Raw genomic sequence first — 11264 nt, 5'->3', positions numbered from 1 at the left:
TAGGGATCGATGTCGTTATCTAACCTCGGGCTCGGTCACCGGCTCGGCGAAAGCGACCGAATTCTTCACGTCCGTGATCTCGACGTCAGCCTTATCGCCGGGTTGAGTCCCGGGAACAATTACGATGAACCCTCGTTCGACTTTCGCGATTCCATCACCTTGGTCACCTAGCGTATCAATGGTCACTGACCGTACTTCTCCCTCTTCTACCGGCGGTGCCCCGGTGTCGTGGCGATCCGGATCACTGTCGTTGGTCGCGAGGTCTGAGGCCGCTTCATCCTGAGCTCCGTTTGTTGAGGCGAGCAACGCCACTCGGTAGACATCATCAGTGGTAAGTGAGCTTCCGTCGACTATCTCCTTCGGGATCGAAATCGTGTACTTGTCATCGTGCTTTTCAAGTGTTGTTTCATAGAGAAGGCGTAGTGAATTAGGTATCTCTGTCATTACCGGCTGTATGATGGGCTGACTAAAGGGAATTTGGGTGTCCAACCGATCAACCGTCTTCGTAGTCTTTCTCAACAGTAGTTGAGGCCGGCCTTCTCAATGCATATGGCCCGCTCTGATCAGGTCAAATATCTAGAGTTGGTCGATCGGCTTGTTGATTATTTTGAAGGCTTCGATCGCCCGATAGAACCGATTACGCTTTTTCCCGGTGAGTTCTTCAAGTATCCCATCATCCCTTCGGTGTCGTCGTGGGAACGATTTCACCGGGAGCCGTCTCGTCGAAGTTATCTCGCTCCATTAGTGGCATTCCAACAAATACGCTGGCCACTATTGGCATTTTTGGTGCTAAATCAAAATAGTAGAGTGGGTGATTGCACTGTCACAACTACTCAGAATCTCTGAGGATAGATTTGACCCACACATTCTATTCACTACTTTGTGTATGAAACACCCGCTAGGAAGGACTGCGTAGCTATTGCTACATAATTTGTCAGATATGAATAAAATGAGTGACCTCGTGCTGCATACACATCGCGTATCTCGCAACTGGGTTGATTCTCATTCAGCGAATATGAATTGTTTACGCAGAATACACATTTCTTGGACCTAACGGACACCAAAGAGAAAAGACAGGTGAAAATTTATATGGGGTGAAACAACCCATAACACACCGATACCAGAGACCAGTCAGTTGATCTCCCCTGAACGACCCTGAAATCAAACAGTTACTTCATAAACCGATAGATGAATACCCACTACCGGTCTTAGAAGTGGGGAGCGACTCGTCGTAACTATGTGGGTATGTTGTCTATGACTGCTTCCGGCAATGCACCGTGGTATTGCATTCGAGATTCCTCGGAGAGGGGTAATTCAAGACTGATCATATCGTCCCACTCGTAGCCAGTCGCTTCTTTCATATCCCTATTTGGAATATTCACCAGGTCATAAACCTCGTTGGAATAGCTGAGCTTTGAAAAATCAGGTCGCTCTTCCGTCGGAAAGAGCACCAAGTAGTTGATTCGTCCGCCACCAGAGATACTGGCCTTACTTGTTCGCCACTTCTGCGGCAGTTCATCTGCGATACTTGCGGTCACGTCAACACCCGATGGGCCTGTCCCCGAATACGTGAACTGGTCGGCAGAGTGAAATTCGAAGTCGTCGGGTGTCACTCTCAAGTTATAGTCCTCTGATTTCAATTCGATACCGACAAGAACGCCTTTGAATTCATCATCCTCTACATATTTATATCCGATAAGCGAAATGCTGAGAATGTCGTTCTGAGCCATTATACTCTGTTCTTCTCGATTCGTATGGCCCGTTTGGTCGTCGAGTCCGTAGCTGACGTAACTCTCTTCGTGCCCTTCTGTTAGTGAACTTCCCAATATATCATTGAAAATACCAACGACAGAGCCGGGAAGACCTCGGAATGTCTGTGCACTAATCGGTGGCTGCATAGGTAACTGAAGATCCTTGAATGAAAGCGTCTCTGGCGGTGATTCAGTAGTAGTAGGTACATACAGGATATATCGGCGACTTTCGTTCTCACCGATTGACACACTTCCCACCGCCCATTCCGGCTGAAGTATACCCTCTAGTTTGCTGACCAGCGGCGATTCTGCTTCACTGATGGTTTCTACGGTTGTTCCGTCAGCGAATGTAAGCGAGAACGCTGATGCGTTGATCTCGGTTTCTTCCTTGGCTGTAAGTTTGACGGCAATCAGCACTCCCTCGACAGTGCCATCTGGCGCGTACATATCATAGCCGACCAGACCAAGGCTTAGCCGGTCATTCTCCGAAATCGGACGATTTCGGGGGCGTTTAGCCGACTCTTCACCAGTGGCTGTCTCTTCTGGACCTTGTTCGTCAGTAAATCCCTGTGAAACATCATCAAGCGCCAAAAGCAGGTCTTCGTGCGTCGATACGATATGGTCATCTTCCTTAGCATACTCGACAACCAACTCAATTGCACCCTGTGTGAGAACCACTTCGACAAGATCCCCAACACCAATTATCCCAATATCGTGGTCGCTCGCAAAAGCAAGCGCACTCTCAGTAGGCTGCTGTGTAGTGACCACAGTATACTTTGTCTCGTAGTTCTGTGTAGACTCTGCGAGTAGGTCCTGCAGCGACGCTTCATCAACTCGTGTATCAATTTGATTTGAAATAATAATCGACTGAGGGTATGGGAGCACGTTACGGACGACTAAGTCTCCGCCTGTAGATGGGTCTCCTTTTGTCATTTCCGTCACTAGCCCTTGAAGTTGACACAGATTTTCAATTAAATAAGTAAGTGATGTGTGGTCGAATTTTGTTAGAAGTTGGTAGACTGTGTTGCCAACTTCATCTGGGTCGTCATTTCGCATAGCCTTATTTTCAGGCAATCATATATTATCTCTGTGGTGAATCGAGGGTAGCGCTCTTCAGAGCCTCACGTATGTAATAAGTTCACTGAATGTGGAAGAACAAGATGGATTCGTGATTCCAGAGGGCATAGTCGTTGAAATGGTCGCAGAATATGGTCTGACCCCACTGATGAATTCACCCACATATCTCGCACGGTATTCTTGGCAGCTGGTGAGTACTTCCGCGAGTAGAGCGATATGTGGGCCCCTGTTCATGACGAATACGGGAACCGGGCATCTCACAGAGTACGGGTACAGATGGGAGATCGAGAGTGGGTACAAGTCGATCAAGCGGTTCATGGGTGCGACGACCTCGAAGCATTTTGGACTGCGATTCTTCTACTTCGCGTTCGCCTGTCTCCTGTACTCGATCTGGCGAGCGGTCGATCTACTCGTGCAGGTACAGTTGACTGGTGAGTACGAACATTCGCCGATCGTAACAGCCGACAATACGCTGACGCTGCTGAAGAAGGAAACCGGAATCGGATAGTAAGGCCCTCTACCCGTGGTAGCATGGCGTCTGAGTGGCTACACTACCCACGGTCTCGGAAACACGCTGGCTTAGTTGACTATCCAACAATAACGCTCGGTCAGAAAGCGATCTGAATCAGTTTCTGCTCATCTATTCGTCCGAAACCACGCATCACAGTCCCTCTAAAACCGTTGTAGTCTCAACTCCCCCATAGTTTCGGAAAGTAGGGGTAGCTACCAACCGAATCAACCGATTATCGGGGGTGAATCGGTATTTGGGAGGTCAGTCGGGACTTGCTCCGGCCACCACCGACGAAAACATACTCTTTCCGATAAATACCGGCGAAAACGGAGTGTGGCAGAGCTACGAGTCGCTAATCGGTCAGAATAATTACTAGAAAGTTGCCCCCGTCAGAACGGCGGGTCGACCCCGTCCGGCAACAGCATCAACGCCACCACGGTCATGTGGAGGTCGGCCAGCGTCAGCAACGGATCCAACCGCTCCTCGTGCGGCCCTCGGCCGTACTCGTCGTACACCTCCGACACCAACGTCTTCAGCGAGTGATCCACCATCCGCCACAGATTGTACAGCAGCAGGCTGTACGCGAACGTGAAGAACCGCATCCGGTAGTCCGTCGACCGGATCGACGGCAGCAGCGGCTTGACCATCTTGTACTCGATTTCGATGTCCCACCGCTTGGAGTACTCGTCAGAGAGCCCGATGGCCTCCATCGGCGACACGTCGTCCGCGTTCGTCACGAACACGGCGTACTCGTTGTCCTCGTCCACGGCCCAGTCCTCGTCCTCCGCCGGCACGTACAGAAAGCTCGCGTCGTGGCTGTAGCCGTCCTCGCCCACGGTCGGGTCGTCCGCCACGTCCACGTACGGGGTGTCCGAGGTCAGGTACAGGGACGCGTCCCGTTCGACGCGACTCCGCAGCGTCATGTCTTCCTTCACGTCGCCCAACTTGTCGGCGACGTTCTCGCCCCCGACGGTCGCGTTCTTCTTTTTGGGAATCAGGTAGTTCACGCCGTGGTACTGGTCGATGACGTGGCCGACGGCGTGTCCGTCGAACGCCCGGTCGGCCATCACGAGCTGGATGTCGACGTGCTTCCGCGCCTGTGTGAGCAAGCGGTCGACCACTTCGGCCCAGCTGACGGTCTCCCCCTCCTCCCCTTCCCACGTCGAGTCGTGACGGACGGGTTCGACCGCCAGCACGATGGGTGCGTTCCGACCGACGACCGTGAGCGTCGCGTACTCGTACTGGTAGGTGTGGCTGTCCTCGCCGCCGTTCACCATCTCGGGGTAGTCGTCCTTTGGCACCTTCGTCCTTCCCGTGTCTCTGCCGACCGCGATCCGGTCGTCCTCCGGCTCGATGTCCTCTTCGTCCTTCCACGGGGAGACGTTGAACGGGTCGTGGGTCGTGTCGAGGGCGGCCACCACCGGCTCTGTGAACAGCGCGGTCGGCGCGATGTTGGCCATCTGCCTGTCGACGGCGGCGTTGAACTGGTTCGTGACAGAGGAGGCGACGTCTCGCCAGTCGGGCGTGGGGAGGCGGGCTCCGGGGTACTCGGAGAGGTCGTAGTCGTGATCGTCGGGGAGGCCGAGCATCTGGACTGCGTACAGGTGGGTGTCGTGGTGGAGTGCGTCCCGGCGGAACTTGTTGAACGTCCGGAACACGCTGTGCGTCCCCGCGCGTTTCGAGAGGCTCATCGCGGTCTGGTGTTCCCACACCCGCCTGTCGGCGTGCTTGGTGTTGTCGGCGCGGCCGGTGTCAAGCACCGGCCAGACCTCGTTTTGCGCCCCGGTGATGACGTGCTTGGCGTGCCGATCCACGTAGTGGTGAATCGGCTCGCCGCTCGCCGCGACCTCCTCCGGTGACGGATCGCTGTCTGGCGGCTGGTCGGGGCTGTACGTGGAGTCGTGTTCCTCGGTCAACTCGGCAAACTCGTCGGCGACCGCCCGCAGGAAATGGCGCGTGTCCAGATCCTCGAACCGGTGTCGCTTCGTGTAGGAGATGGTCTCCTGCGACGGGGCACCGTCCAAGCCGAACCGCTGCTGGAGGTAGGGCCAGCTTTCGAGCTGGTCGGAGATGGCCTCCTGACTCATCCCGGTCACGCGCCTGTAGATGGCCAGTTTGAGCATCCCCTCGAAGTCGAAGGGGGTGTTGGTCTGGTGGTCGTGTCCGTCCGCGAGGAGGTGGGTCGGGAGGACGATCTTTCCGATGACGTACGTGAGATTGCCGTGTTCGGGGAAGAGTTCCTCCGCCTGCAGCCGCACGTCGTTCACGGCGTCTCGGAGGGAGTCGTCCAGCGGCATCTATGGAGGGTTCGAGACGGTGACGACTCGGTGTCTCCTCGGGTCGGCTGTCGCCGCGTCCGCCGCGTTCGCGAGCATCATTTTGCCGATCAATGGTATGATTTGTACTAAACTGAGGGCGTGTCGTTTCCGTGTTTCCGGGAAGCAGACCCCGTCGGTGACTGATGCCTGTGAAGTGGAGGGACGCGTAAACGCGTGTCGGTATTCTATCCGCTCTGCACCGTTCAGCGGCGGCACAATCCCCAAGTATTAGTATAGTATGTACTGTACTATTGGTGCCATGAGTGGTGAAGACGGCTCGGACGCACCCCTGTCGGCCTACCTCGAGGCCAAGGGCGCGGTCGAACTGCTCTGTGAAATCGAACCAAACGGGAGCCAGTTCACACGGTTAGTGGAGGAATCGACGGTCAGCCGGTCGACGGTCTCGACCCGCCTGCGGGAGGGCGAGGAACTCGGACTGTACGAGCGCCGAGAAATCGAGGGGCGCGGCACCTCCCACGCATACCGCCTGACCGAGGCGGGCGCAAAGCTCCGCCTCTACCTCGACCACACAGGTCTCACGGAGCGGTACCGCACGATCAAAGCGTTACGCCGGCACTTCGACGAAGACGTCGGGGAGCTGACGGAGTGGGCACGAGAGAACGAGGGAGAGTTCGATCCTCCAGTCGAGGAAGACGGCCTCCGGGAACAGCTCCGGGAGTACAGCAGACTTGGAGAGTGAAGGAGGCCGTCAGGTGTCGGAGAACCGGTCGGGCTCGATCCGTGACAGCCGCATCGCGTTCCCGGTGACGCCGAGACTCATCCCCATGTCGCCGACGACGACAGCGACGGCGACGCTGACGAGCCCAATCGGCACGCCGACGGCAAGCAGCGCCTTCACGCCGAGGCTCGTCCAGATGTTCTGCCGGATGACGCCGTTGGCCGTGTGCGACAGTTCGTAGAGGTACGGCAGCTTCCCGACGTCGTCGCCCATCAGCGCGATGTCGGCGGTCTCGAGCGCGGTGTCGGTGCCGGCGGCTCCCATCGCAATACCGACCTCCGCGGTGGCGAGCGCGGGCGCGTCGTTGATGCCATCGCCGACCATCGCCACCTCGCCGTACTCCGCCTGCAACTCCTCGACGGCGTCGACCTTCTCCTCCGGCAAGAGTTCGGCGCGGTACTCGTCGACGCCGACCTGCTCGGCGATGGCGCGGGCGGTGCCCTCGTTGTCGCCCGTCAGCATCACGACGCGCTCGACACCAAGCTCCTGCAGGCGCTGGACGGCCCGCTTCGAGGCCGGGCGCACCTCGTCGGCGATGGCGATGGCACCCAGCAACTCCGACTCCGTTCCGACGATAACGACCGTCTTGCCCTCCCGCTCCAGCGCGGCGAGCGCGTCCTCGGCGAACGCCCCGTCGTCGGACTCGGCCGCCTCTTCCGCCACGACGCCGCCGTCCGTCTCGCGGCGTGCCCGAGCGAGGTCGAAGCCCAACTCCTCGAAGAGTGCGGGCTTGCCCGCGTAGTACGTCTCGCCGTCGATCTCCCCGCGGATGCCCTTCCCGGTGAGGCTCTCGAAGCCAGTCGGGTCGGGCAGGTTGCCCACGCCCGCCTCGTCGGCACGGGCGAGAATCGCTGCGGCGATGGGATGCTCACTGCGCCGCTCCAGCCCGGCGGCGCGACGGAGCAGATCGTCCTCAGTGGTGTCGCCGACCGGGACGACGTCGGTGACGGCGAGTTCGCCCTTCGTGAGCGTCCCCGTCTTGTCGAGCGCGACGGCATCGACTTCGCCCATCGCTTCGAGGTAGTTGCCGCCCTTGATCAGCACGCCGTTCTTCGCGGCGCTGGTGATCCCCGACACCACGGAGACGGGCGTCGAGATGACGAACGCGCACGGGCAGGCAATCACCAGCAGGGTGAGTCCGCGGATGAACCACGTCTGCCAGTCGCCGGCGAAGGTGAACCCGTACCCGGCCACGTCCACCGAGACGGGGTCGGCGATGACCAACGGTGGAATGGCGGCGGTCAGGATTGCCAACACGACCACGACCGGCGTGTAGTAGCCCGAGAAGCGGTCGACGAACTGCTCGGTGTCGGTCTTCTTCGCCTGTGCGCCCTGCACCATCTCGATGATGCGCGAGAGCGTCGAGTCGCCCGCCGTCGACGTGACTTCGACTTCGAGGTAGCCCTCCTCGTTGATCGCGCCCGCGTACACCTCGTCGCCGGCGGTCTTGTCGACGGGGACGCTCTCGCCGGTAATCGGCGACTGGTCGACCGCGCTCTCGCCCTCGACGACCGTGCCGTCCAACGGAATCTTGTCACCGGGGCGAACGACCACGGTCTCACCCACCTCCACTTCGTCGGCGGGCACCGTGACTTCCTCGCCGTCGCGCACGACGGTGGCCTCGTCGGGCGAGAGTTCCATCAGCTCGCGCAGGGAGTCCCGCGCCCTGTCCATCGCGTAATCCTCGAGCAGCTCGGCGATGCTGAACAGGACGGCCAGCGTCGCCGCCTCGACGAAGTAGCCGATACCGGTCGCCGCGATGATCGCCGTCCCCATCAGCAGGTCGATGTCGAGGCTTCGGTTCTTCGCGGAGTAGTACCCGCTGCGGACGACGGGGATGCCGCTGGCGGCGACAGCGCCGAGGAACAGGACGTCGGCGATGTGGAGCGGGTACTCGAGGACGCTCGCCACCGTGACGTTCTGCCCGGTGAGGAGGAACTCGAAGAGGAGGCCGAGCGTGACGAACGCCGCGCCGAGCCACGTCTTCTTCGCGCGAGGACTCGTCCAGACCTCCGACGGTGGCGCGATGTCGGCGCCACCGGCCGCATCCTCTGACTCATCGTGGTCGGAATCCGACTCTCTGACGACCTCGTAGCCGGCGCCTTCGATTGCGTCGACCACATCGGCCTCGCTGATGCGGTCTGAGTCGTACGTGACGTTGGCCGTACCGGTGGTCGGCTGGAGCGTGGCGTCAACGACGCCGTCGACGCGCTGGAGGCTCTTGTCGACTTTCTGGGCGCAGGATGGACAGTCCATCTCGGGGACGACGAGGCGGGCGGTCAGCTCCCGTCGCTGCCCGCCCCCGCTCGTCTCCCCCGCTGCGTCCGGATTCTCTGTCATCACCTCACAGTAGGGGCGTCAGTTCGATAAGCCTTTGTTGGAATATTCCAAATCGAGGTTCAGCGTGTTGCCGGGGGATCTTCGGGCAACCGTTCGTCGGCGACGTGCTGCTTCGCCAAGTGTTCCTCCGCCCGGCGGAGTCGGTAGGTGAGCGTCGACCGCGGCACGTCGAGATGCTCGGCCAGTTCGCCGACGTCGACTTCGCGTGGGGACTCGTAGTACCCGTGTTCGACGGCTGCCCGGAGTGCGGCCTCCTGCTCCGGCGACAGACCACTTTGCGTCTCGTCGCTTCCCCCCACCGACGCAGTCGTGTCCGCGGTTCGGAGCATCTCCATCCGGGCGCAGTCCCCGACGGCGACTTCGAGGGCGTCGAAGAACGCGGCCACGTCGCCCTCTCCGGAGTGGATGAGTCGCCACGTGTAGTGGCGGCCCTCGTGACGGGTCTCGAACAACACGCTCTTGCCGAGATGGTCGCGGGCGATGTGGGGGACGGACGCGCAGGAGGGGGTGCGCTCCCAGTCGGAGTACAGGACGAGCGTGTCGTCCGTGCGGTCGAGGACGCGAGTGGTCTGTGTGGCGCCGCAGTCCTCGGTAGCCAGACAGTCGGCGTAGTAGTCGCTGGTGAGAAAGGCGTCCTCGATGGCGTCGAGTGCGTCCGGAATGCCGGTCGCGTGGTCGACTCGCCAGAGCTGCTCCGCAGTGGCGTGCAGCGAGAGCGAGCGGACGCGGGCGTCGGGGTGGTCAGCGAGGGCGTCCGCCACCCTGTTACACCCCGGCTCGTATTCGAGGGCGAAGACGAGTTCGCGCATACCCACGCGTAGAGGGCGGCTGGATATAACACGTGGGCTCGGTGCTGCCATCGTGTCGACTGGAGTCAGATCACGTCGTCGGGGTCGTGTTCCTCCCGCATTCGCTGGGCCTCGGCGGCGTACTGCTCCTGCAGATCGGCGTCATTGACCGAGCCGAGATTGTCCGGGTCGGCGTCGACGGCGGCCGTCGTGTCGCGGACGTCGGTGAAGGAAGTGAGCGCCCGTTCTTTCCGGAAGTATCGTTCACCGTCTGGGGTTGCATAGGTGAGGATGATGAGATTCTGCTCGTCGTCGGAGTACGTCCGCTCGACGAGCCAGACGCGGACACCGTTCGAGTCGGAATCGCTGGGCATGGCTGTTCGTTCTCTTCCGGGTCGGAAAGGGGTAGTGTTGGAAATGTGGTCGACAGTGACTCGCTTGCTGAAAATCCCATATCTTTGTCATAGACGCGACTCCCTCATATTGTCCCGAATACAGGCGTCAGATCAAGTATGAAAAGTGCCGAACAGAGACGAGAGGATGGATTCGAGCCGATAGAGGTGGAAACCAAGCGATTGGTAGCGTTCTACTTTCCGATACTGTGAACTCCCCCACAACCTCGGAGGATAGATTTGATGCGTGCCTTCGAATCAGTTCGAAATGAACTGGAAATAAATCATAGTTGACCTCTTGTACCCCGTCAATATCGACGGCACCGACAGGGCGCTCCGACGACTCATACAACGGCATAGATGTGTCCGTAGACGTTGCCGCAGATTATGACTGATGGGTCACGGTCGGTTCTCCAACGACTTCAGAGGCTGTGGAGATCGATATCGACCATTGGAAACACGATTACCTTGCTCCATATGGCAGTTGACGCGGGATGGGCGAGATTCTTGTTTGAGTATTTGGGTTGGCGGTTGTAGCTCGATACTTGGACAACTCTGAGGGGATGGTTTGCGTGGGGTACTCTCATATCGATGTCGGCGAGTTAGGTGATGGCGCTACCAAGGTACCCAAGGAGCCCAACAGTATATCGCGGTAACTCTCATTACGAGTGTGAGGGGTACACCGCCGCGTTCATACCCCTTCGACGGAGAATAGGGTGGCGTCTCTGAGAACAGCCTGCACGCGGCGGTGCCAAGCGTCAGCGAAGGCCTCCCGTTGCTGGTCGCTTGCCGATCCGTCGAGAATCCTCTGGAGGTTCCCGATTGCGGGTCCACCGCTAGGAACGTCGCTGACGTGGTAGGCCACTTCGACGGTCTCGTCCGTGTCGGTTCGCCGGAACCGGAACGTCGGGTCCGCCGTGTCCGGGTCGAACCCGTCGAAGCACAGGAGGTCGCGGCGGCCGCCATAGCCGCCGGCGAGCCCGCTGAATCCGTCATCGCCGGTCGCGCCAGTCACGTACGAGATGATACGGCTCATCACGCCGTACGCAGCATCCTCCTGCGGGCCGGCCGTCTGGACCTCGATTTCGCTCCGGACTGGATAGTCGTCGGGATACAGGGCGTCGAGCCCGAGCTGGACGATCCGGTAGGCGCCCGAGGCAGTCGGACAGGAGTGTCCTGCCTCTTTCACCGCGTCCCGGTAGGTGACGACGAACGGCTCGCCCGGTTCGAGGACGCCGAGGGCCTCCGCGACGGGGTCGCGGATTTCGATCGGGTCGGCGTCGTAGTCGACCTGCCAATTGGTTCTCGTCTGGGTCGTGTCAGTCGCAGTCGAATTCGATGTCATGAG

General features: G+C 59.4%; 8 protein-coding genes and 2 pseudogenes. 3 read left to right on the top strand and 7 right to left on the bottom strand.

Features of this window, described 5'->3' with window-relative positions; all coding sequences use genetic code 11:
• Nucleotides 1–15 precede the first annotated feature (15 nt).
• Entirely contained in the window at nt 16–444 is a 429-nt protein-coding gene (locus BLW38_RS11060) for a TRAM domain-containing protein (RefSeq protein WP_092817290.1), read from the bottom strand.
• 791 nt (nt 445–1235) lie between these two features.
• On the bottom strand, nt 1236–2807 hold the full coding sequence (locus BLW38_RS15905) for a restriction endonuclease (RefSeq protein WP_143040864.1): 1572 nt from the start codon (nt 2805–2807) through the stop codon (nt 1236–1238).
• Between the two features lie 247 nt (nt 2808–3054).
• Here BLW38_RS15905 and BLW38_RS11045 point away from each other — a divergent pair.
• A pseudogene (locus BLW38_RS11045) lies at nt 3055–3336 on the top strand (transposase); the annotation flags it as partial.
• Nucleotides 3337–3728: 392 nt separating this feature from the next.
• Here the strand turns inward: BLW38_RS11045 and BLW38_RS11040 are convergent.
• The gene (locus BLW38_RS11040; protein WP_092817287.1) at nt 3729–5636 is read right to left on the bottom strand and encodes a hypothetical protein; all 1908 of its coding nucleotides are present in this window, start codon (nt 5634–5636) and stop codon (nt 3729–3731) included.
• A 280-nt stretch (nt 5637–5916) separates the two neighbouring features.
• On the opposite strand from BLW38_RS11040, the gene BLW38_RS11035 reads away from it, so the two are divergent.
• Nucleotides 5917–6357 carry a winged helix-turn-helix transcriptional regulator gene (locus tag BLW38_RS11035; RefSeq protein ID WP_162498094.1) on the top strand — a complete coding sequence of 147 codons (441 nt, stop codon included), beginning with the start codon at nt 5917–5919 and terminating at the stop codon, nt 6355–6357.
• 9 nt (nt 6358–6366) lie between these two features.
• Here BLW38_RS11035 and BLW38_RS11030 read toward each other — a convergent pair whose 3' ends face one another.
• The 3 genes from BLW38_RS11030 to BLW38_RS11020 form a co-directional block, all read right to left on the bottom strand.
• The gene (locus BLW38_RS11030) at nt 6367–8736 is read right to left on the bottom strand and encodes a heavy metal translocating P-type ATPase (RefSeq protein ID WP_177167484.1); all 2370 of its coding nucleotides are present in this window, start codon (nt 8734–8736) and stop codon (nt 6367–6369) included.
• Nucleotides 8737–8795: 59 nt separating this feature from the next.
• Nucleotides 8796–9545 (bottom strand): helix-turn-helix domain-containing protein, encoded by a 750-nt coding sequence (locus BLW38_RS11025; protein WP_092817285.1) that lies wholly within the window; start codon nt 9543–9545, stop codon nt 8796–8798.
• Between the two features lie 65 nt (nt 9546–9610).
• Complete coding sequence (locus tag BLW38_RS11020) at nt 9611–9898, bottom strand: hypothetical protein (protein ID WP_092817284.1); 288 nt, start codon at nt 9896–9898, stop codon at nt 9611–9613.
• A 396-nt stretch (nt 9899–10294) separates the two neighbouring features.
• Between BLW38_RS11020 and BLW38_RS16540 the strand changes: the two are divergent.
• Nucleotides 10295–10572: pseudogene (locus BLW38_RS16540) on the top strand (site-specific integrase); the annotation flags it as partial.
• Between the two features lie 35 nt (nt 10573–10607).
• Here the strand turns inward: BLW38_RS16540 and BLW38_RS11015 are convergent.
• Entirely contained in the window at nt 10608–11261 is a 654-nt protein-coding gene (locus tag BLW38_RS11015) for a hypothetical protein (RefSeq protein ID WP_092817283.1), read from the bottom strand.
• Between the last annotated feature and the right edge of the window lie 3 nt (nt 11262–11264).

Source organism: Halopenitus malekzadehii (assembly GCF_900108505.1).
Classification (GTDB): domain Archaea; phylum Halobacteriota; class Halobacteria; order Halobacteriales; family Haloferacaceae; genus Halopenitus; species Halopenitus malekzadehii.
The sequence above is the reverse complement of the archived record's forward strand: the minus strand, read 5'-3'. Positions and strand labels throughout refer to the sequence as shown.

What these genes read in the sequence shown, in the direction of transcription:
- BLW38_RS11060 (WP_092817290.1), bottom strand. Translation starts at nt 444, where the DNA reads ATGACAGAGATACCTAATTCACTACGCCTTCTCTATGAAACAACACTT.
- BLW38_RS15905 (WP_143040864.1), bottom strand. Translation starts at nt 2,807, where the DNA reads ATGCGAAATGACGACCCAGATGAAGTTGGCAACACAGTCTACCAACTT.
- BLW38_RS11040 (WP_092817287.1), bottom strand. Translation starts at nt 5,636, where the DNA reads ATGCCGCTGGACGACTCCCTCCGAGACGCCGTGAACGACGTGCGGCTG.
- BLW38_RS11035 (WP_162498094.1), top strand. Translation starts at nt 5,917, where the DNA reads ATGAGTGGTGAAGACGGCTCGGACGCACCCCTGTCGGCCTACCTCGAG.
- BLW38_RS11030 (WP_177167484.1), bottom strand. Translation starts at nt 8,736, where the DNA reads ATGACAGAGAATCCGGACGCAGCGGGGGAGACGAGCGGGGGCGGGCAG.
- BLW38_RS11025 (WP_092817285.1), bottom strand. Translation starts at nt 9,545, where the DNA reads ATGCGCGAACTCGTCTTCGCCCTCGAATACGAGCCGGGGTGTAACAGG.
- BLW38_RS11020 (WP_092817284.1), bottom strand. Translation starts at nt 9,898, where the DNA reads ATGCCCAGCGATTCCGACTCGAACGGTGTCCGCGTCTGGCTCGTCGAG.
- BLW38_RS11015 (WP_092817283.1), bottom strand. Translation starts at nt 11,261, where the DNA reads ATGACATCGAATTCGACTGCGACTGACACGACCCAGACGAGAACCAAT.